This is a genomic window from Geodermatophilus siccatus (assembly GCF_900103785.1).
GTDB classification, from domain to species: Bacteria; Actinomycetota; Actinomycetes; order Mycobacteriales; family Geodermatophilaceae; genus Geodermatophilus; species Geodermatophilus siccatus.
Genome location: NZ_FNHE01000003.1, coordinates 35,049 through 55,104 on the forward strand (window position 1 = coordinate 35,049; position 20,056 = coordinate 55,104).

Consider the following 20,056-nt stretch of genomic DNA (forward strand, 5'->3'; position numbering starts at 1 on the left):
CCCGCCAGCGGGCTCCCCGGGGAGGATGGCGACGTGCACACCGAGGTCTGCCCGGTCGAGGCCGTCGACGACGAGCTCCGGGCCCGGCTGCTCGCCTGCTGGACCGACGTGACCAACGCCGGCGGGTCGGTCGGCTTCGTCCCCCCGGTGACCGAGGATGGCCTCGCGCCCTACCTCGACGCGGTCATCGAGCGGGTGCACCAGGGGCGCGAGTTGATCGCGTTGTTGCGCGTCGAGGGCGAGGTCGCCGGGTTCGCCGTCCTGTCGCTGTCGGTCAGCCCGCTGCGGCGGCACTGGGCCACCGTGCTGCGGGTGCAGGTGCGCCCCGAGTGGCAGGGACGGGGCCTGGGCCGGGTGCTGGTGGCCGGCGTCCACGACATCGCCCGGGCGCGCGGCCTGGAGTTCCTGCACCTCACCGTGCGCGGCGGCACCGGGCTCGAGGCCTTCTACGCGGACTTCGGCTACCGCGAGTTCGGGCGGATGCCGGGAGCGATCCGCGTGGCGCCCGGCGACGACCGCGACGAGCTGCACCTGACCTGCCGGCTGTGATCACGAGCGCCGGTCGGGACCCCGCAGCGGGTCGCCCGGTGTCCCGCCGGCGCCTCCGCCCCTCCTCCCTCCTGTGAGCAGAGGGGGCCGGAGGAGGTGCTGCACCCACCGCGGACCGATCCCGCCCCCACGGCCACCGCCGTCCCGGGGACCGGTGCACCCCGCGACCGTCGTCAGGCCAGCGGGTCGCGGCCGTCCAGCGTCCCCTCCGCCGAGAGCAGCGCCAGCCGGGCGAACAGCTCCTCGGCGTACCAGCCCTCCTGTGCGGTGCGGGTGACGACGGCGGCGTGCGGGGCGCGGTCGTAGGCGAAGGAGTTCAGCGCCGAGGCGGACTCCCAGACGCTGAAGGTGCCCTGCAGCCCGAGCGGCGCCTCCCCGATGCCCAGGGCCACGCGCAGCCCCGGGCTCTCGTGCAGGTCGGCCGAGACCGGCGGGACGGCGCGCCAGAAGGTGACCGCCTTGCGCGGGGTGAGCCGGGCGCGGGTGACCGCGGCGACCGGGCCGTCCCACCGCTGCGGCCAGGGCTTCCCGAACGGCTCCTGCCGCGACCAGCGGCCGCGGGCGGCCAGCGGCCGCATCCGGGCGCTCCACTGCTCGTCGGCGATCCGCTGCCAGCGGGCGACGACGTCGCCGGTCTCGAAGGCGGTGGCCGCGCGTTCGTCGTCCCACACCGCGAGCAGGGCCCAGCGGCGGGGGTCGGCGTCGCGCACGGTGAAGCTCCGGCCGCTGCCCGTGCCCAGCAGCTTCGCGAACCGCAGCCCGGGGCTGCGGCGCAGCGGACGCCGGTCGGTCGCCATCCGCAGCAGCGCGGCCGGGACCGATCGGCCGGGCACGCCCCACACGTGCAAGGTCGCCAGCCGTCGTGTGGTCACGGGTCCGATCCTCCCCGTTGCGGACGGTCCGTGCCGCGTCGCGGCCGACGTCACGGGCCCCTGCGGAGGCGCGATCGTCGCTACGCTGCGTGCTTCCTGTGCTGCAGAGCGGGGGGAGGCCGGTATGGGTGACCAGGTCGATCGCCGGCAGGACCTGCTCCGGCGGGTGAACGCCCGCCGGGCGGGGGTCGAGGCCTACCTGCGCCAGCGGCGGCCCCGCGTCCAGCGGTGGGCCACCGTCACGCTGGTGCTCACGTCCCTGTCGGCGGTCTTCACCGCCGGACCCGCGCTCGGCGGCATCCCGTTCGCCGAGGCGGTCCAGAACGTGCTGGGCCTCGACAGCACGTCGGCGGTGTGGCGGACGCTCTGCTTCCTGGCGTTGCTGGTCTCGGTCGGCGCCACGGTCCTGACCAACATCAGCAAGGCGCGCGACCCCGTCGCGGAGCTCAGCGCGGTCGAAGCGGCGGACGCCGAGCTCGAGGGGCTCGCCACGCTGCTGGAGTTCGGGACCCTCTCCGTCGAGGACGGGGTGAAGCTCTACCAGCAGTACGTCACCAAGATCCCCTTCATCGATGACGCACCCGCCGTCGCCCGGCCGGGTTGAGAGGCGCCGACGTGTACAGCCGCGGGCGGCCCGGGTAGCCCTCGTCCGGTCACGCCTCCGCCTCGGACCCGGGGGAGCCGGCGGGCCGCCCGAGAGGAGACCCGCCGTGGCGCGGACCGCACGCGAGGAGCTGGGCGAGACCGACGCCCCGGTCGAGGACCAGGTGGTGCAGGCCTTCGACCGGATCGTCGACGAGGGGGCGCAGCGGCTGCACCGCAGCTGGCGGGAGGTGCTCACCACCGGTCTGGCCGGCGGGCTCGAGGTGGCCACCGGCGTGGTGGCGCTGCTGGCCACCTACGCCGCGACCGGCAGCCACCTGCTGGCCGGGCTGGCGTTCAGCATCGGCTTCATCGCCCTGGTGCTGGCCAAGAGCGAGCTGTTCACCGAGGGCTTCCTCGTGCCGGTGACCGCGGTGGTCGCCGGCCGGGCGAGCGCGGGCCAGCTGGTCAAGCTGTGGGCCGGGACGCTGGTCGCCAACCTCGTCGGTGGCTGGCTGGTCATGTGGCTGGTGGTGCACGGCCTCCCGGAGCTCGGCGCCACCGCGGTCGAGTCGGGCCGGACCTTCGTGGAGGCGCCGCTGGACCTCGAGGCCGTCTCGCTGGCGCTGCTGGCCGGTGCCTTCATCACGCTGATGACCCGCATGCAGCACGGCGCGGACTCCGAGGCGGGCAAGCTCGCCGCGTCGGTGGCCGGGGCGTTCCTGCTCGCCGGCCTGGTGCTGTTCCACTCGATCCTGGACTCGCTGATCCTCTTCGGGGCGATCCACCACGGCGCCCCGTACGGCTACGGCGACTGGCTGGCCTGGTTCTGGTACACGACGCTGCTCAACGTCGTCGGCGGGCTGGTCGTCGTCACCTTCCTGCGGCTGGTGCGCAGCAAGGAGCTCATCGAGCGCGAGCGGTCCGCGGCCGGCGCCTGAGGATGCGCGCCGCCCTGGTCACCGTGCTCGCCGTCGGACGTCCAGCGGAGGTCCGGAGGCGGCCGCGCGGAAGGCGCGGAACACCTCCGGCGGCTGGGGTGAGGACCACATCTGGTTGGTGAGCAGGACCGCGCTGGTCCCGGTCGCCGGATCGGTCCACCAGGAGCTGCCCAGGCCGCCGTCCCAGCCGTACGAGCCGGCCGAGCGGCCGCCCGGCTCGTCGGTGCGACGGCCAGGGGACGGCGAAGTCCAGGCCGAGGCCCAGCCGGAACGTCAGGACGTCGCGCACGGTGATCGCCCGGCGGGCCGGCACGGTGCCCGCGAGCGCGTCGGCCGGGTCGGCGAGCACCACCCGGTCGGCCAGCTCGGGCAGGTGGGCGTCCACCGGCTCGTCGAGCGCCAGCGTGCCGTCGTCCACCAGGGACAGAGCGGCGGCGGCCACGACGGGCTTGGTGGTCGAGGCGATGCGGAACACGGTGTCCGGCCGGACCGGGTCGTCCGCGCCCGGCGTGTGCGTCCCCGCCGCGCCCCGGGCCACCTCGCGCCCGCGGGCCACCCACCAGGCCGCGCCCGGCACCTCCCCGGCGGCCACCGCACCGGCCACCGCGGCCTCGACGTCCTCTGCCAGCCCCACCTCGCCTCCCCGGTCCCCGTCCCTGGTCGTCCGACCGGCGACGGGCCGCGGACTCATCGCCCGGCGGCCGCCCGGCGGACCGCGGTCAGGTACCGCTGGGTCGCCAGCCGCTGGACCAGCGTGCTGACCGGCCCGCCGAGGCGGGCCAGCGGCGAGGCCAACCGGGCGAACACGCGCAGCGTGAAGACGACGTCCCCGCCGGGCTCGAGCCGCACGAGGAACGCCTCCTCCCCGCTCTCCGGGTGGCCGGGCAGCGTGCCGTAGGCGAAGCCGCGCTCGTCGCCGGTCGTCTGCGCCCACACCACGCGGCAGGGGATGTCGTAGCCCAGCCGCGGCAGCCCCGCCGTGAGGACGACGACGGTGCCCGGCTCGCCCGCGGGCCCGGTGGCCCGCACCCGCAGGCCGACGCCACGCTGCATCCGCCAGTCGAACACCGCGGCCGCGGCCCGCTCGAAGGCCGCCGTCCCCGAACCGACGACGACCGAGCGCTCGACGGTGTCGTAGCCGGTGGGCAGCACCGGCTCCCGCGTCGCGCCCACCTCCGGGTAGGTGAACGGGACGTCGGCGAGGTCGGCCGGGTCGGTCGCACGGAGGAGGCCCATCCCCCCAGTGTCGTGGCCGCCGGTCCGCCCGCCGTCCCCGCCGGTAGGGTCGCGGCCACTGTGCTGCCCGCCGTCACCGCCACCCGCTACGTCACCCCGCTGCGCGAGGGTGGCTCGCTGCCGGGGCTCATGGAGGCCGACGACCTGGGCACCTACGTCGTGAAGTGGCGGGCTGCCGGGCAGGGCGTGAAGGTGCTCGTCGCCGAGGTCGTCTGCGGCGAGCTGGCCCGCGCGCTGTCGCTGCCGGTGCCCGCGTTGGTGACCGTCGACGTCGCCCCGGAGCTGGCGGTGGGGGAGCCGGACATCGAGGTCCAGGAGCTGCTGCAGCGCTCGGCCGGGGTCAACCTCGGGCTGGACTACCTGCCCGGGGCGCTGGACTTCGAGGCCGGCGTCGGGTCGGTCGAGTCCGAGCTGGCCGGCCGGGTGCTGTGGTTCGACGCGCTGGTCGGCAACGTGGACCGCTCCTGGCGCAACCCCAACATGCTGTTCTGGCACGGCCGGCTGCAGCTGATCGACCACGGGGCCGCGCTGACCTTCCACCACAACTGGCCCGGCGCGGCCGCCGCGGTGTCCCGCCCCTACGACGCCGCGCAGCACGCGCTGGCGGAGTGCACCCCCGACGTCCGCGCCGCCGACGCCGCGCTCGGCCCGCGGGTCACCCGTCCGCTGCTGGAGCAGGTGCTCCGCCAGGTGCCCGACGACTGGCTGGAGGAAGACGGGCCCCGCCCTCCCCACCCCTCGCAGGCTCGGGGCGGTGCCCTGGCCGGGGCCACGCACGGGCCGGCTGCCCCTGAGGAGGTCCGCGCCCGCTACGTCGACCAGCTGCTGGCCCGGTTGGCCGCCCGCGACGCCTGGCTGCCGCCGCTGCTGGCCACCGCGGCCGCGGGCGGGTCGCGCCGCAGGGCACCGCGGGGGGAGAACCGGCCGTCGTGGCTGGGCCCGCCACCGCCGGAGGGGATGAGCCAGCGGTGAGCCGGGAGACCTTCGAGTACGCCGTCCTCCGGGTGGTGCCGCGGGTGGAACGGGGGGAGTCGCTGAACGCCGGTGTCCTCGTCTACTGCCGGCAGCGCGACTACCTCGGCTCGCGGGTGCACCTGGACACCGACCGGCTGCGCGCCCTGGACCCCACCGCGGACCCCGACGCGATCGGCCGCGCGCTGCAGGCCGCCGCCGACGTCTGCGCCGCCGACCCCGCCTCGGGTGCCGCCGGACGGGAGGCGCTGGGCTCGCGGTTCCGCTGGCTGACCGCGCCGCGCAGCACCGTGGTCCAGGCCGGGCCGGTGCACACGGGGCTGACCGAGGACCCGGACGCCGAGGCCGACCGGCTGCTGCAGCTGCTCGTGCTGCCCGTCACCGGGTCCTGACCGTCCGTACCCCGGGCTGGTGAACGGCAGGTGACGGGCGGCTTCACGAGACCCGTGCCCGCGCGTCATGCGGGCGTCGATGCGCCCCACTAGCGTCCGGGCACCGACGTCTCCCAGAGCCGAGGACCCGATGACGGACATCGCCAACTCCCGCCGCCGCCTCTTCCTGCCCCTGCTGAACTCGGTCCGTCACGGCAGCCGCAGCCACACGACCTGCTACTACAAGTGCGGCAACGCCTGCGACGCGGCCGTCCCGAACCGGACGGACAACCCCACGTTCGAGTCCGTCGTCCAGACGGCCCTCAGCCGGCGCACCCTGCTCAAGGCGGCCGGCGCCGGGGCCCTCGTGGTGGCCGCGGGCCCGCTGTTCCCGGAGCCGGCGGTGGCCGCGCCGGGACGCCGGGGGGCGACCGGGGACGGTGCCCTCACCTTCGAGCCGGTCGAGCAGAACTTCCTCGACGAGCTCGTCGTCCCGGCCGGGTACCGCTCCGCCGTCGTGATGCGCTGGGGAGACCCGGTGGAGGAGGGGGCGCCGGAGTTCGACGTCGACGCCCAGACCGCCGAGGCGCAGGCCAAGCAGTTCGGCTACAACTGCGACTTCATCGGGTTCCTGCCGCTCGGGCGCGGGCGCGCGCTGCTCGTCGTCAACCACGAGTACACCAACGAGCAGCTGATGTTCTCGGGCGTCGCCGAGGAGGAGGCGCCCACCACCGACGAGCAGAAGCGCGTCGCGATGATGGCCCACGGCATCTCCGTGGTGCAGATCCAGCGGCAGGGCGACTCGGGCGTGTGGCTGCCGACCCCTGAGCGCGACCGCAACCGGCGGATCACCGCCTCCACGCCCTTCCGGGTCACCGGGCCCGCCGCGGGGTCGGAGTACCTGCGGACGACGGCCGACCCCGAGGGCCGCACCGTCCTGGGCACGCTCAACAACTGCGCCGGCGGCATCACCCCCTGGGGCACGACGCTGCACGGCGAGGAGAACTTCAACCAGTACTTCGGGACGTCCGCGCCGATCACCGAGGACCCGCGGGAGCCCCGCCTGGGCCGGTACAGCGTCAGCGCCGAGGACTCCGCCGGTCGCCGGTGGGAGGCCGTCGACCCGCGGTTCGACCTGGCGCGGGAGCCCAACGAGGTCAACCGCTTCGGCTGGGTCGTCGAGGTCGACCCGTACGACCCCACCTCGACCCCGCGCAAGCACACCTCGCTGGGGCGCTTCAAGCACGAGACCGCCAACGTCCGCATCGCCGAGGACGGCCGGGTCGTCGCCTACTCCGGGGACGACGAGCGCTTCGACTACATCTACAAGTTCGTGTCGAGGAAGCGGTACCGGGAGGGCGACGACCGCGCGACGCGGGCGCACAACATGACGCTGCTCGAGGAGGGCGACCTCTACGTCGCCCACTTCAGCGGCGACTCGCCGGCCGCGGAGATCGACGGCAGCGGCACCCTGCCCGCCGACGGCGAGTTCGACGGCACCGGCCGGTGGGTCCCGCTGGTGCAGGACGGCCGCTCGATGGTCCCCGGCAAGGACGTCGCCTGGGTGCTGACCTTCACCCGGCTGGCCGCCGACCGCCTCGGCAAGCAGCTCGACGCCAACGGGGACTTCCCCGACCCGGCCAACCCGGTGGTGGTCGACCCCGAGCTGGTGGCCACGAGGATGGACCGGCCGGAGGACATCCAGGTCAACCCGGTCAACGGGCGGGTCTACGCGTCCCTGACGAACAACTCGAACCGGACCGGCCAGGACGGCCGGCCCGGGGCGGACGAGGCCAACCCGCTGAGCCGGTCGTTCGCCTTCGACCCCGAGGACGGCCGTTACGAGGAGCGTCCCGGCAACCGCAACGGCCACGTCATCGAGTGGGAGGAGACCGGCTCGATCGCGGGGGACACCTTCACCTGGCGGGTCTTCATCCTGGCCGGCGACCCGGAGGACCCCGGGACCTACTTCGCCGGCTACGACAAGTCCCAGGTCAGTGCCATGTCCTGTCCGGACAACCTGGAGTTCGACCCGGCGGGCAACCTGTGGATCTCCACCGACGGCACCGTGCTGTCGACCCGCAACCAGGAGGCGGGCACCGTCGGGGGCACGAACGACGGGCTCTTCGCCGTCCCGACCGAGGGCGCGGAGCGCGGGCACCTCAAGGCGTTCCTCACCGTGCCGATCGGTGCCGAGTGCAGCGGCCCGATGATCCCCCGGGACGGACGATCGGTGTTCGTGTCCGTCCAGCACCCGGGCGAGACCACCGGCTCGACGCGGGACACCCCCGCGAGCACCTGGCCCGACCGGCTGAGCGAGCGACCGTTCCCGCGGCCCAGCGTGGTCGTGGTCGCCCGCGAGGACGGCGGCCGCGTCGGCAGCTGACGAAGGACCCCCCTGCCCCCCGCCCCTCGCGAGCCCAGGGCGGGACCCTGCAGGGGGCCACCGCCGTCTCTCAGCCGGGGAAGAGGTCGTCGATCCGGCGGGCGAGCTGGAGGTCGAGGTCGGTGACCCCGCGCGCGGAGTGGGTCACCAGCGTCAGGTGCAGGGTGCGCCAGCGCAGGTCGACGTCGGGGTGGTGGTCCATCTGCTCGGCCACGAACGCGATGCGCACGAGCGCGGCGACGGCGTCCGGGAAGCCGGGCAGCTCGACGCTGCGGCGGATGCCCGCGCCGTCCCCCGACCACAGCGGCAGCCCGGAGAGGGCGGCGGTCAGCTCGTCGGGGGAGAGGCGGGGCGGTCGGGGCACGGGCTCATCCTGCCGCCCTGGAACGGCCTCGTTCCAGGGCCCGCGGCGCCGGCCCCGTCCCGATGCTCCGGCCCCGTCCGGAGGCTCGCCGCGAGCTCGCGAGCAGTGAGGAGGACGGGGTCCTTCAGAGGTGCAGCCCGCACTCCGTCTTGCCACGGCCGGCCCACCGGCCGGCGCGCGGGTCCTCACCCGGGGCCACCGGGCGGGTGCACGGGGCGCAGCCGATCGAGGCGTAGCCGATCTCCTGCAGCGGGTTGACCGGGACCTGGTGCTCGGCGACGTAGGCGTCGACGTGTTCCTGGGTCCAGGCGGCCAGCGGGTTGACCTTCACCATGCCGCGCTTGGCGTCCCAGTCGACGACCTTGGTGTCCGCGCGGGTGGGCGACTCGTCGCGCCGCACGCCCGAGCCCCACGCCGCGTACCCGGCGAGGGCCTTGGCCAGCGGCTGCACCTTGCGCAGCGAGCAGCACAGGTCGGGGTCGCGGTCGTGCAGCTTCGAGCCGTACTCGGCGTCCTGCTCGGCGACGGTCTGCTCGGGCAGCACGTTGACCAGCGTGATGGGCATGACCCCGCTGACCCAGTCGCGGGTGCCGATGGTCTCCGCGAAGTGGTAGCCGGTGTCGAGGAAGACCACGTTGACGCCGGGGACCGCCCGCGACGCCAGGTGCGAGAGCAGCCCGTCGGCCATGGAGGAGGTGACCGCGAAGTCGTCCCCGAAGGTCTCCCCGGCCCAGCGCAGGACGGCCAGCGCCTGCTCGACGGGGTCGGCGATCCCCTCGAAGCGGGCGTCGGCCTCCGCGGCGAGCTCGGGTGTGGGCCGGACGGCGGTCGTCATGGCTGGTGAACTCCTGTCCCGGTGAGCCGGACGGTGAAGGTCCGCAGGCACGCGGCGCAGTGCCACTCGCTGCCGTCCCCGTGCGGGGTCAGCTCCTCGTCACCGCAGTACGGGCAGAAGAACACGGGCAGCTGCCGCGATCTTCCGCCCGTGTCCGCGGACTCCTCGCTCACAGCAGCCAGGACTCCTCGGCCCGCGCCACGTAGGCGGCGAACCGCTCGCCGGGCTCCCGGCGCTCGAGGTAGCCGCGCAGCACCCGCTCGCAGTAGTCGGCGGTCTCGGCCTTGGTCACCTTGTGGCCGCGGAACTTGCGGCCGAAGGCGGCCTCGGTGCCGAGGTGGCCGCCCAGGTGCACCTGGAAGCCCTCGACCATCTCACCGCTGTCGTCGCGCACCATCGAGCCCTTGAAGCCGATGTCGGCGGTCTGGAACCGGGCGCAGCTGTTCGGGCAGCCGTTGACGTTGATGCCGATCGGCTCGTCGAAGTCCGGCAGCCGCTTCTCCAGCTCGGCGTAGAGGTCCTGGGCGTGCTGCTTGGTCTCGACGATCGCGAGCTTGCAGAACTCCAGGCCCGTGCAGGCCATCGTGCCGCGGCGGAACGCGCTCGGGCGGACCAGCAGGTCGTGCTCGGCGAGCGCGGCGACGAGGTCCTCGACCCGCTCGTCGGGGACGTCGAGGATGACCATCTTCTGCTGGGTCGTCGTCCGGGTGCGGCCCTGCCCGTGCTCGTCGGCGAGGTCGGCGATCCGGGTGAGCAGGCTGCCGCTGATCCGGCCGGTGCGCAGCGCGAAGCCGACGGCGTTGGTGCCGTCCTTCTGCCGGGCGACGCCGACGTGGTCGCGGGACTCGTGCTTGGGCGGCGCCGCGGCCGGCCCGTCGGGGAGCTGTGCGTGCAGGTACTCGTCCTGCAGCACCTGGCGGAACTTCTCCGGGCCCCAGTCGGCCATGAGGAACTTGATGCGGGCGCGGTTGCGCTGCCGGCGGTAGCCGTAGTCGCGGAAGATCGAGGTGCAGGCCGCCCAGACGTCGGTCACCTGGTCGGGCCGGACGAAGACGCCGATCCGCTTGGCGAACATCGGGTTGGTCGACAGGCCGCCGCCGACCCACAGGTCGTAGCCGGCCTCGCCGTCGGCGTTGCGCACGCCGACGAAGGAGACGTCGTCGATCTCCGGCTCGGTGCAGTGGTCGACGCAGCCGGACATCGACGTCTTCCACTTGCGCGGCAGGTTGCTGAACTCGGGGCTGCCGACGTACTTGGCCACCGTCTCCGCCATGACGTCGGAGGCGTCGAGGACCTCGTCCTCGAGGACGCCGGCCAGCGGGCAGTTGAGCATGCCACGGGGGGTGTCGCCGCAGGCCTCGGTCGTGGTCAGGCCGACGGCCTCGAGCCGGCGCCAGATCTCGGGGACGTCCTCGATGCGGATCCAGTGGTACTGGATGTTCTGCCGGTCGGTGACGTCGGCGACGTCGCGACCGAACTCGGTGCTGATGCCGCCGATGGTCCGCAGCTGCGCGCTGGTCAGCGCCCCGCCGTCGGTGCGCACCCGCATCATGAAGTAGGAGTCCTCGAGCTCCTCGGGCTCCAGCACGGCGGTCTTCCCGCCCGGGATGCCCTGGGCCCGCTGGGTGTAGAGCCCCATCCACCGCATGCGGCCGCGCAGGTCGCTCGGGTCGATGCCCCCGAAGCCGGTGTGCGCGTAGATGTCGAGGATGCGCTGGCGGACATCGAGCCCGTCGGAGTCCTTCTTCATCCGCTCGTTGGGGTTGAGCGGCTCCCGGTAGCCCAGCGCCCACTGGCCCTGGCCACGCTGGGGCCTGTTGCTGGTGCGGGGGGTCGTCACGATGGCACTTCCTTCTGCGCCGACCGTCACGGCGCCGGGACCGGACGGGGTGGGCGCTGCCGGATCGGGAGGCGCAGCGGGTGCTGCGGGGGACCGAGGTCAGCGCGCGGGGCGACAGACCGCGCTGCTGACCAGCGCGAGGTCGATGTGACGGCGCGCGACGAGGAGCAGGGCGCGCACGGTCACGCCCTCCATGGTCCCACACACGGCGGGACCTGCGGAGTGTGACTCAGGAGACAGGAGCCGTCGCGCCGTCCATGGCGCTGCGGATGCGCGCGACGGACTCGGTCAGCGGGGTGACCGAGGTGTCGATCACGACCTCGGCGCGCGCCGGCGGCTCGTACGGGTCGTCGATGCCGGTGAACCCGGTGATCTGCCCGGCGCGGGCCCGCGCGTACAGGCCCTTGACGTCGCGGCCCTCGCACACCTCCAGCGGCGTGGACAGGTGCACCAGCACGAACCGGCCGTGCCGCTCGACCAGCGCCCGGGCCTCCTCGCGCGCGGCGTCGTAGGGCGCGATCGCCGCCACGACCACGGTGCCGCCGTGCTTGACGACCTCGCCGGCGACGAAGCCGATCCGGCGGATGTTGAGGTCGCGGTCCTCGCGGGAGAAGGAGAGCTCGCTGGACAGGTGGGTGCGGACGACGTCGCCGTCGAGCACCGTCACCGGCCGGCCCTCGGCCTCCAGGTCGGCGACCAGCGCGTCGGCGATCGTGGACTTGCCGGCGCCGGAGAGGCCGGTGAGGAACACGGTGACGCCCGGGCGCGGCTGTGCTGGCATGCCGCCAGTCTCGCCCAGCGCCTCGCGGCCCCGCCGCCCCGCCCCCGAGCCGGCGGTGGCGGTGGCGGTGCGGTGCTGGTGCCGGACGCCGTGGCCAACGGGTGGGCGGACCACGCGCTGGACCCGGCGGACGGGCTCACGGCCGGGCGGGTGGGCCACGGGCTGGTGACGCTCCTGGCGGTCGGTCTGCTCGCGGCCACGCCGGGTCCGTGGCGCGCCACCTCGCCGGCCTACCGACGCTCGGCGGGGTTGGCGGCGTCACCGAACGACCGCCACGCCTCCTCCAGCGCCACGAGGTCGGCGACCTCCGGCGGGAGCGAGCCCGCGACCACGTCGGCGAGGGTGACCCGCTCGAGCACCCGCCGGTAGGCCTCCCGCGCGGCCACCCACACCGCGGCCAGCGGGACGGCGGTGCCCGAGTACTCGACGTCCTCCGGACGCTGGCCGTGCACCTCCGCGAGGAAGCCCTGCTCCACCCGCATCACGCGGGCGATGGAGACCTCCGAGGGCGGCAGGGCCAGGCGGTAGCCACCCTCGCGGCCGCGCTGGCTGGTGACCAGCCGGGCGTGCTGGAGGTCGCCGAGGATCGACTGGAGGAACCGGGAGGGGATGCCCTGGGCCGCGGCGATGCGGTCGCAGGTCAGGGCTCCGGGTGCCGCCGCGGCCAACTCCACGGCGGCCCGGACGGCGTAGTCGACCCGGGCGGTGATGCGCACGGCAGCCAGTCTGCCCTGTCTGGGAGGGTGACACCGTGTCCCGGCTGCGTTTCACCACCGTGGTGGAGGCGCCGCTGACCGTGGCGTTCGACGTCGCGCGCGCCCTCGGGCGCCCCTGGCCGGTGCCGCTGGAGGAGGTCGTGTCGGTCCGTCCGACCCGCGACGTGTACGCCGTGGGACCCGGCCGCGGCTGGCGCTGGCTCACCCACACCCGCCGGTTCACCGCCACCGGCGCCGGCACCCTCGTCGAGGAGCAGGTCGACTGGGCCACCGCGCTGCCGCGCCCGCTGGGGCGGGTGGTGGACCCCCTGCTGCGGCGGCGGGTGCTCCGCGCGATGCGGGCCCACCTCGACGGGTACGCCGCCGCGGCGGCCCGGCGGGCACTCGACGTCGTCCAGGTGGTCGGCGCCGCGCTGGTGGACGGCGACCGGGTGCTCGTGGCCCAGCGGTCGGGCGGGCCCTACGACGGCTGCTGGGAGTTCCCCGGCGGCAAGGTCGAGCCGGGGGAGGAGGAGCTCACCGCGCTGGTCCGGGAGATCGGCGAGGAGCTCGGCGTGGCCGTCGTCCCCCAGGCGTTCCTCGGCGAGGTGGTGCTCGACGGCGTGGTCGCCGGCGGGCTGCCCGGCGCGTCGACGCTGCGGGTGTGGTGGGGCCGGGTGCAGCCCGGCAGCGAGGTGACCGCGCACGAGCACAGCGAGCTGCGCTGGCTGGCCGCCGACGAGCTCGAGTCGCTGGACTGGATCCCCGCCGACCGGCCGCTGCTGCCCGCCGTCCGCGCCCTGCTGGCCCGGCTCCGGGGGGACGGACCGTGACCGGGCGCGGGACGCTGCACCACGTCGAGCTGTGGGTCGCCGACCTCGCCGCTGCGGAGGCGTCGCTGGGCTGGCTGCTCGAGGAACTGGGCTGGGTGCCGGAGCGGTCGTGGCCGCGGGGGCGGTCCTGGCGGCTGGGGGAGACCTACGTCGTCCTGGAGAGCGGGCCCGACGTCGTCGAGGGGGTGCACGAGCGCCGTCGGCCGGGGCTGAACCACCTGGCCTTCCGCGTACCGACCGGCGCCGAGGTGGATGCGCTCGCCGCCGCGGCCGGACGGCGGGGCTGGTCGCTGCTGTTCGCCGACCGGCACCCGCACGCCGGCGGCCCGGAGCACTACGCGGCCTACCTGGAGGACGCCGCCGGGTTCGAGGTGGAGCTGGTCGCGGAGAGCTGGGAAGCGGGGGAGCAGGTCCCGTCCGGGCGGGCGCCCGGACGGGACCGACGGCTCACTTGAAGACGTCCTTGACCTTCTCGCCGGCCTGCTTGAGGTTGCCCGAGGCCTGGTCGGCCTTGCCCTCGGCCTGCAGGTCGCGGTCGCCGGTCGCCTCGCCGACGCTCTCCTTGCCCTTGCCGGAGAGCTCCTCGGCCTTGTTCTTCATCTTGTCGATGCCGCTCATGTCGACTCCTCTCGTCGGTCCGACCGGGGTACCCGCGGACGACGGACCTGACACGCCGGGGCGGTGACGACGGAAGACGTCCGGCGGGACCCGCGTCCGGGCGGAAGTCCTTGAGAACGGGGTGGCCCCGGGTGTGGGCAAGCGCGATTCCACCCTGTGGGATGCTGACTCGAGGTCACAAGTCGGTGACGGTCGTGGACGCCCTTCGCGGAGCGCGCCTAGGGTCCCGGCTCGTACCGGGTTCCCCGTGTGCCCGCACGACCCGGCCGCCCGTCCGCGGACGCCTGGCTGCCGGCGAACCAGTCCGTTCCCCCCGCACAGCGGGACGAGGGAGGCATTGCACGTGAGGTTGAGCAAGCGCTTCGCTGGGCTCATCGCGACCGGCCTGTCCGGCGCGATGGTCCTGTCCGCCTGTGGTGGTGGCGGTGACGACAGCGGCTCCGGCGGAGGCGGCGGCGAGGGTGGCGGCACCTTCACGGCGTACATCGGTGAGCCGAAGAGCCCGCTCGTCCCCGGCAACACCACCGAGAGCGAGGGTGCCAAGGTCATCGCCGCCCTCTGGACCGGTCTCGTGGGGTACTCCGAGGACGGCCAGGTCGAGTACACCGGTGTCGCGGAGTCGATCGACTCCGCCGACAACCAGAACTGGACGATCACGCTCAAGGACGGCTGGACCTTCCACGACGGGACGCCGGTCGACGCGCAGTCCTACGTCGACGCCTGGAACTACACCGCCAACCCGGCCAACGCGCAGGACGGCGGTTCCTACCTGTCCCGCATCGCCGGCTTCCAGGAGCTGCAGGACGGCGCCGCCCAGGAGCTGAGCGGGCTGAAGGTGGTCGACGACCGCACCTTCACGGTGCAGCTGAGCACACCGTTCCGGCTCTTCCCGGCGGTCGTCGGTTACAACTCGTTCGACCCGCTGCCCGACGCCTTCTTCCAGGACCCGGAGGGCTTCGGCACCCGCCCGATCGGCAACGGCCCGTTCCAGGCCGAGACCGACTACGTCCCCGGCCAGGGCATCACCCTGACCAAGTACGACGACTACGCCGGCGAGGACGCTGCCCAGGCCGACGGCATGGAGTTCGTCGTGTACGCGGACTCCGCCACCGCCTACACCGACGCCCAGGACGGCAACGTCGACATCGTCGACGTCATCCCGCCGGACGTCATCGAGTCGGCCCGCGACGCGTTCGGGGACGGCTTCATCGAGACCGAGGTCTCGCAGATCACCTACCTCGGCTTCCCGACCTACGACCAGCGGTTCGCCGACAAGCGCGTCCGCCAGGCCATCTCGATGGCCGTCGACCGGCAGGCCATCTCCGACGCCATCTTCTCCGGCACCCGCACCCCGGCGGACTCGTTCATCTCGCCGGTCGTCGACGGCTACCGCGAGGGCTCCTGCGAGTACTGCACGTTCGACGCCGACCGGGCCAACCAGCTGCTCGACGAGGCCGGGTTCGACCGCAGCCAGCCGATCGACCTGTGGTTCAACGCCGGCGCCGGCCACGACGCCTGGATGGAGGCCGTGGGCAACCAGCTGCGGCAGAACCTGGGCGTGGACTTCTCGCTCCAGGGCAACCTGGACTTCGCCCAGTACCTGCCGCTGGGAGAGCAGAAGGGCTGGACCGGCCCGTTCCGGTACGGCTGGAGCTTCGACTACCCGGCCGCGGAGAGCTACCTGACCCCGCTGTTCTCGCCGTCGTCGTTCCCGCCGATCGGCTCGAACTACAGCTTCTACGACAACCCCCAGGTCAACGAGCTGATCGCCCGGGGTGACCAGGCAGCCAGCGAGGACGAGGCCGTCGCCGACTACCAGGCTGCCGAGGACCTCATCGCCGAGGACATGCCGATGGCCCCGTTGTTCTTCACCGAGATCCAGAGCGTGCACACCGACCGCGTGGACAACGTCCGGATCGACCTGTTCCAGCGGCCGGTCTGGTCCGAGGTCACCGTCACCGGCTGACGCTGAGCAGGACCGCACCACCCGCCGGGGGCGCCCGTCCGGACAGGACGGTCGCCCCCGGCGGCGCGCGTGCCCCCCAGCGGGGCACGATTGACCCCGTGTCACCGGCGGATCCCGGGGGCACGACGACCCGAGGGGGAACATGGGCCGCTACGTCGCGCGCCGCCTCTTGCTCACCATCCCGGTACTGCTCGGCGCGTCCTTCCTGATCTTCGGGATGGTGTACGCCCTGCCCGGCGACCCCATCCGGGCGCTCGCCGGGGACCGTCCCGTCTCGCCGGCGGTCGTCGAGGTCCTGCGCGAGCGCTTCCACCTGAACGACCCGCTGTGGGTGCAGTACTGGGAGTACCTCAAGGGGCTGTTCCAGGGGGACCTGGGCACCGACTTCCGCGGCCGGCCGGTCCTCGACACGATCGAGCGGACCCTGCCGGTCACCGTCAAGCTGGCCCTGGTGGCCATCGTCTTCGAGGCCGTCATCGGTCTGGTCGCCGGTGTGCTCGCCGGCATCCGGCGCAACAGCTTCTTCGACAACCTGGTGCTGGTCTCGACCACGCTGATCGTCTCGATCCCGATCCTGGTGCTGGCCTTCGTCGCCCAGCTGCTGTTCGGCCTCAAGCTCGGCTGGTTCCCCATCGCCGGCACGCGGGAGGGGCTCTACAGCTACCTGCTCCCCGGCCTGGTGCTGGCGTCGGGCTCCCTGGCCTACGTGGCCCGGCTGACGCGCACCAGCGTCGCGGAGAACCTGCGCGCCGACTACGTCCGGACGGCGCGGGCCAAGGGGCTGCCCAACCGGACGGTGATCGTCCGGCACACCCTGCGCAACAGCCTCATCCCGGTCGTCACGTTCATCGGGGCCGACATCGGCACGCTGCTCGGCGGCGCCATCGTCACCGAGACGGTCTTCAACCTGCCCGGCATCGGACGGGAGGTCTTCGACTCCGTGCGCGCCCAGGAGGGTGCGGTGGTCGTCGGCATCGTGACGCTGATGGTCTTCTTCTTCATCTTCTTCAACCTGGTCGTCGACGTGCTCTACGCCGTCCTCGACCCGAGGATCCGCTATGACTGATCAGCAGCAGATGGACCTCCGGCACGACGAGGTCGAGGCCGGTACGCAGACCGGACTGGCGTCCCCGTCGGTCGACGTCACCGAGTCCCGCCAGAACAGCCTGTGGAGCGACGCCTGGGGCGAGCTCAAGCGCAACCCGCTGTTCTGGATCGGCGCCGTGCTGTGCCTGCTGTTCGTCCTCATGGCGATCGTCCCGCAGCTGTTCGCCCGGGGCGCCGATCCGCGGGCCTGCGACCTGGCCAACTCCAAGGCGCTGCCCTCGGCCGACCACTGGTTCGGCTACGACGTGCAGGGCTGCGACTACCTGGCCAACGTCGTCCACGGCGCCCGCAACTCGCTGCTCATCGGGGTCTTCGCCGTCGTGGTCGTCCTCGTCCTGGGCGTCGTCGTGGGCGCCGTCGCCGGCTACTTCGGCGGGGTGACCGACGGGGTGCTGTCCCGGATCGCCGACATCTTCTACGCGCTGCCCCTGATCCTCGGCGCCCTGGTGCTCCTGCGGGTGGGGCCGGCCACCGACATCCCGATCATCAACAGCCGCGGACCAGGAGCGGTCGCCCTGGCCCTGGCGCTGTTCGGCTGGATGACGGCGATGCGGCTGGTGCGTTCCCAGGTCATCGCGGTGAAGAGCTCCGACTACGTGGCGGCGGCCCGGGCCATGGGGGCGTCGAACGGGCGGATCCTGGTCCGGCACATCCTGCCCAACGCGGTGGCGCCGGTGCTGGTCTACACGACCATCACGATCGGCGTGCTCATCGCCGCGGAGGCGACGCTGACCTTCCTCGGCGTCGGGCTGCAGCGGCCGGCGATCTCCTGGGGCCTGCAGATCGCCATGGGCGAGGACTCGATCCGCAGCGCGCCGCACCTGGTGCTGTTCCCCAGCCTCGTCCTGACCCTGACCGTGATGGCCTTCATCATGATGGGCGACGCCCTGCGCGACGCCCTCGACCCGAGGCAGCGCGCATGACCCGTCCCGACCTGTCCACCTCACCCGTCCCCGGCGCCGCCTTCGGCACGCCGGTGCTGGAGGTCGACGACCTGCACGTCGAGTTCCGCACCCGCTCCGGCGTGGTGAACGCCGTCAACGGCATCAGCTACAGCCTCGCCGAGGGCGAGACGCTGGCCGTCCTCGGCGAGTCCGGCTCCGGCAAGTCGGTCTCGGCGCAGGCGATCATGGGGATCCTCGACAGCCCGCCCGCGGTCATCACCGGCGGGGGGATCTACTTCCAGGGCGAGGACCTGCTCAAGCAGTCGCCCGAGGAGCAGCGGAAGGTCCGCGGTCCGGGGATCTCGATGATCTTCCAGGACGCGCTGTCCTCGCTGAACCCCGTCTACAGCGTCGGCTACCAGATCGGTGAGATGTTCCGCGCGCACCGCGGGATGTCCAAGCGGGACGCGAAGAAGCACGCGATCGAGCTGATGGACCGGGTCCGCATCCCCGCGGCCGCGTCCCGGGTGGACGACTACCCGCACCAGTTCTCCGGCGGCATGCGGCAGCGGGTCATGATCGCGATGGCGATCGCCCTCGACCCGCGGGTGCTCATCGCCGACGAGCCCACCACCGCCCTCGACGTCACGGTGCAGGCGCAGGTCATGGACCTGCTCAAGGACCTGCAGCGCGACACCGGGATGGGCCTGGTCCTCATCACCCACGACCTGGGCGTGGTCAACGAGGTCGCCGACAACGTGGCGGTCATGTACGCCGGCCGGATCGTCGAGCGCGGCACCGTCGACGACGTCTTCGGCAACCCGGCGCACCCCTACACCGACGGCCTGATGAGCTCGGTGCCGCAGGTGGAGGCCAAGGGCGGCCGGCTGCAGCCGATCGTGGGGCAGCCGCCGAACCTGGCGGCCATCCCCAGCGGCTGCCCGTTCCACCCGCGGTGCTCGCGCCGCCGGCTGGGGGCCGCGGCGGCACCCGGTCGCGAGTGCGCCACCGACGTCCCGCCGCTGCGCCTGGTCGCCCCGGGCCGCGAGGCGGCCTGCCACTACAGCGAGGAGGTCCTCGGTGTCTGACGACAGCTCCGGGAGCATCGCAGCGAGGAACGAGCGAGGAGCGGACCGGAGCGCGGAGTCGGACCGGTCGGCGCTGTCTGAACCCACGACCGGCGCGACCGCCGCGTCCCGGACCGCGTCCACCCCCGGCGAGGAGCTGCTGGAGATCCGCGGCCTGAAGAAGCACTTCCCGCTGACCCAGGGCGTCGTCTTCAAGCGGACCATCGGCCACGTCCGGGCCGTGGACGGCGTCGACCTGACCATGCGCCGCGGCGAGACCGTCGGTCTGGTCGGCGAGTCCGGCTGCGGCAAGTCAACGGTGTCGAAGCTGCTGGTGGCGCTGGAGAAGCCGACCGACGGGCAGATCCTGTACAAGGGCCGCGACGTCGCCAGGATGAGCGGCCGCGCGCTCAAGGCCTACCGGCGCGAGGTCCAGATCATCTTCCAGGACCCGTACGCCTCGCTGAACCCGCGGATGACCGTCGGCGACATCGTCTCCGAGGGCTGGGCGGTGCACACCGACGTCGCCCCGAAGAAGGGCCGGCTGCAGCGCACCCAGGAGCTGCTCGACCGCGTCGGGCTCAACCCCGACTACGTCAACCGCTACCCGCACCAGTTCTCGGGCGGTCAGCGGCAGCGCATCGGCATCGCCCGGGCACTGGCGCTGCGGCCCGAGGTGATCGTCTGCGACGAGCCGGTGTCGGCGCTCGACGTCTCGGTGCAGGCGCAGGTCGTGAACCTGCTCGAGGACCTGCAGGACGAGTTCGGCCTGTCCTACCTGTTCATCGCGCACGACCTGTCGGTGGTCCGCCACATCTCCGACCGGGTCGCGGTGATGTACCTCGGCAGCGTGGTGGAGGAGGGCACCGACGCGCAGGTCTACGGCTCGCCGTCGCACCCCTACACGCAGGCGCTGCTGTCGTCGGTGCCGTTGCACGAGCCGCACCTGCGCGGGCAGAAGGACCGGATCCTGCTCCAGGGCGACGTGCCCAGCCCGGCCAACCCGCCGTCGGGCTGCCGGTTCCGCACCCGCTGCTGGAAGGCCCAGGACATCTGCGCCCAGGAGGCGCCGGCGCTCGTCGACCGCGGCCAGGGCCACCCCTCGGCCTGCCACTTCGCCGAGGCCCGCACGGTCGTCCCCGTCGACGTGGAGTGAG

General features: G+C 73.5%; 23 protein-coding genes. 13 read left to right on the forward strand and 10 right to left on the reverse strand.

Annotated features, from left to right (window positions below; translation table 11 throughout):
- Positions 1-33 precede the first annotated feature (33 nt).
- Entirely contained in the window at positions 34-549 is a 516-nt protein-coding gene (locus tag BLS21_RS06050; RefSeq protein WP_091215222.1) for a GNAT family N-acetyltransferase, read from the forward strand.
- Between the two features lie 173 nt (positions 550-722).
- Here BLS21_RS06050 and BLS21_RS06055 read toward each other — a convergent pair whose 3' ends face one another.
- The gene (locus tag BLS21_RS06055; RefSeq protein WP_091215225.1) at positions 723-1,421 is read right to left on the reverse strand and encodes a monooxygenase; all 699 of its coding nucleotides are present in this window, start codon (positions 1,419-1,421) and stop codon (positions 723-725) included.
- 124 nt (positions 1,422-1,545) lie between these two features.
- On the opposite strand from BLS21_RS06055, the gene BLS21_RS06060 reads away from it, so the two are divergent.
- Positions 1,546-2,025 carry a hypothetical protein gene (locus BLS21_RS06060; protein ID WP_091215229.1) on the forward strand — a complete coding sequence of 160 codons (480 nt, stop codon included), beginning with the start codon at positions 1,546-1,548 and terminating at the stop codon, positions 2,023-2,025.
- Between the two features lie 106 nt (positions 2,026-2,131).
- Positions 2,132-2,944, forward strand: coding sequence for a formate/nitrite transporter family protein (locus tag BLS21_RS06065; protein WP_091215231.1), 813 nt, complete (start codon positions 2,132-2,134; stop codon positions 2,942-2,944).
- Here the strand turns inward: BLS21_RS06065 and BLS21_RS25520 are convergent.
- Positions 2,910-3,578, reverse strand: a complete 669-nt coding sequence (locus tag BLS21_RS25520; protein ID WP_217636016.1) for a serine hydrolase domain-containing protein — start codon at positions 3,576-3,578, stop codon at positions 2,910-2,912. The two genes, BLS21_RS06065 and BLS21_RS25520, sit on opposite strands and share 35 nt — an antisense overlap.
- Before the next feature lie 53 nt (positions 3,579-3,631).
- Positions 3,632-4,180, reverse strand: coding sequence for a DUF1990 domain-containing protein (locus BLS21_RS06075; protein ID WP_091215237.1), 549 nt, complete (start codon positions 4,178-4,180; stop codon positions 3,632-3,634).
- Between the two features lie 60 nt (positions 4,181-4,240).
- Here BLS21_RS06075 and BLS21_RS06080 point away from each other — a divergent pair, with 60 nt between their 5' ends.
- From BLS21_RS06080 to BLS21_RS06090, 3 genes are all read left to right on the forward strand, one after another.
- A complete protein-coding gene (locus tag BLS21_RS06080) occupies positions 4,241-5,152 on the forward strand; it encodes a HipA family kinase (RefSeq protein ID WP_091216401.1) in 912 nt (303 codons plus the stop codon).
- Entirely contained in the window at positions 5,149-5,544 is a 396-nt protein-coding gene (locus BLS21_RS06085; protein ID WP_091215240.1) for a DUF3037 domain-containing protein, read from the forward strand. The genes BLS21_RS06080 and BLS21_RS06085 overlap by 4 nt, the downstream gene beginning before the upstream one ends.
- A 130-nt stretch (positions 5,545-5,674) precedes the next feature.
- A complete protein-coding gene (locus BLS21_RS06090) occupies positions 5,675-7,909 on the forward strand; it encodes a PhoX family protein (RefSeq protein ID WP_091215246.1) in 2,235 nt (744 codons plus the stop codon).
- 70 nt (positions 7,910-7,979) lie between these two features.
- Here BLS21_RS06090 and BLS21_RS06095 read toward each other — a convergent pair whose 3' ends face one another.
- The 6 genes from BLS21_RS06095 to BLS21_RS06115 all read right to left on the reverse strand — a co-directional run bounded on the left by BLS21_RS06095 (position 7,980) and on the right by BLS21_RS06115 (position 12,445).
- A complete protein-coding gene (locus tag BLS21_RS06095) occupies positions 7,980-8,273 on the reverse strand; it encodes a 4a-hydroxytetrahydrobiopterin dehydratase (RefSeq protein ID WP_091215249.1) in 294 nt (97 codons plus the stop codon).
- Positions 8,274-8,397: 124 nt separating this feature from the next.
- A complete protein-coding gene (locus BLS21_RS06100; protein ID WP_091215251.1) occupies positions 8,398-9,108 on the reverse strand; it encodes a phosphoadenylyl-sulfate reductase in 711 nt (236 codons plus the stop codon).
- Positions 9,105-9,281: a hypothetical protein gene (locus tag BLS21_RS25030; protein ID WP_175479449.1), complete on the reverse strand. Its 177-nt coding sequence runs from the start codon at positions 9,279-9,281 to the stop codon at positions 9,105-9,107. Before BLS21_RS25030 ends, BLS21_RS06100 begins: the two co-directional genes overlap by 4 nt.
- Complete coding sequence (locus BLS21_RS06105) at positions 9,278-10,948, reverse strand: nitrite/sulfite reductase (RefSeq protein ID WP_091215254.1); 1,671 nt, start codon at positions 10,946-10,948, stop codon at positions 9,278-9,280. Before BLS21_RS06105 ends, BLS21_RS25030 begins: the two co-directional genes overlap by 4 nt.
- 229 nt (positions 10,949-11,177) lie before the next feature.
- Positions 11,178-11,729 (reverse strand): adenylyl-sulfate kinase, encoded by a 552-nt coding sequence (cysC, locus tag BLS21_RS06110; protein WP_091216403.1) that lies wholly within the window; start codon positions 11,727-11,729, stop codon positions 11,178-11,180.
- Between the two features lie 230 nt (positions 11,730-11,959).
- Entirely contained in the window at positions 11,960-12,445 is a 486-nt protein-coding gene (locus tag BLS21_RS06115) for an RrF2 family transcriptional regulator (protein WP_091215257.1), read from the reverse strand.
- A gap of 35 nt (positions 12,446-12,480) precedes the next feature.
- Here BLS21_RS06115 and BLS21_RS25035 point away from each other — a divergent pair, with 35 nt between their 5' ends.
- Positions 12,481-13,257, forward strand: a complete 777-nt coding sequence (locus BLS21_RS25035) for an NUDIX domain-containing protein (RefSeq protein WP_175479450.1) — start codon at positions 12,481-12,483, stop codon at positions 13,255-13,257.
- A complete protein-coding gene (locus BLS21_RS25040; RefSeq protein WP_217636018.1) occupies positions 13,254-13,712 on the forward strand; it encodes a VOC family protein in 459 nt (152 codons plus the stop codon). Before BLS21_RS25035 ends, BLS21_RS25040 begins: the two co-directional genes overlap by 4 nt.
- Here the strand turns inward: BLS21_RS25040 and BLS21_RS06125 are convergent.
- Positions 13,705-13,875: a CsbD family protein gene (locus tag BLS21_RS06125; protein ID WP_091215265.1), complete on the reverse strand. Its 171-nt coding sequence runs from the start codon at positions 13,873-13,875 to the stop codon at positions 13,705-13,707. The genes BLS21_RS25040 and BLS21_RS06125 overlap by 8 nt on opposite strands.
- Positions 13,876-14,218: 343 nt before the next feature.
- Here BLS21_RS06125 and BLS21_RS06130 point away from each other — a divergent pair, with 343 nt between their 5' ends.
- The 5 genes from BLS21_RS06130 to BLS21_RS06150 all read left to right on the forward strand — a co-directional run bounded on the left by BLS21_RS06130 (position 14,219) and on the right by BLS21_RS06150 (position 20,055).
- Positions 14,219-15,841: a peptide ABC transporter substrate-binding protein gene (locus tag BLS21_RS06130; protein ID WP_091215267.1), complete on the forward strand. Its 1,623-nt coding sequence runs from the start codon at positions 14,219-14,221 to the stop codon at positions 15,839-15,841.
- Positions 15,842-15,983: 142 nt separating this feature from the next.
- Positions 15,984-16,907 (forward strand): ABC transporter permease, encoded by a 924-nt coding sequence (locus tag BLS21_RS06135; protein ID WP_091215270.1) that lies wholly within the window; start codon positions 15,984-15,986, stop codon positions 16,905-16,907.
- Positions 16,900-17,871, forward strand: coding sequence for an ABC transporter permease (locus tag BLS21_RS06140; protein WP_091215272.1), 972 nt, complete (start codon positions 16,900-16,902; stop codon positions 17,869-17,871). The genes BLS21_RS06135 and BLS21_RS06140 overlap by 8 nt, the downstream gene beginning before the upstream one ends.
- The gene (locus BLS21_RS06145) at positions 17,868-18,920 is read left to right on the forward strand and encodes an ABC transporter ATP-binding protein (RefSeq protein WP_091215275.1); all 1,053 of its coding nucleotides are present in this window, start codon (positions 17,868-17,870) and stop codon (positions 18,918-18,920) included. Before BLS21_RS06140 ends, BLS21_RS06145 begins: the two co-directional genes overlap by 4 nt.
- A complete protein-coding gene (locus BLS21_RS06150) occupies positions 18,913-20,055 on the forward strand; it encodes an ABC transporter ATP-binding protein (RefSeq protein WP_091215278.1) in 1,143 nt (380 codons plus the stop codon). The genes BLS21_RS06145 and BLS21_RS06150 overlap by 8 nt, the downstream gene beginning before the upstream one ends.
- Position 20,056: the final 1 nt, after the last annotated feature.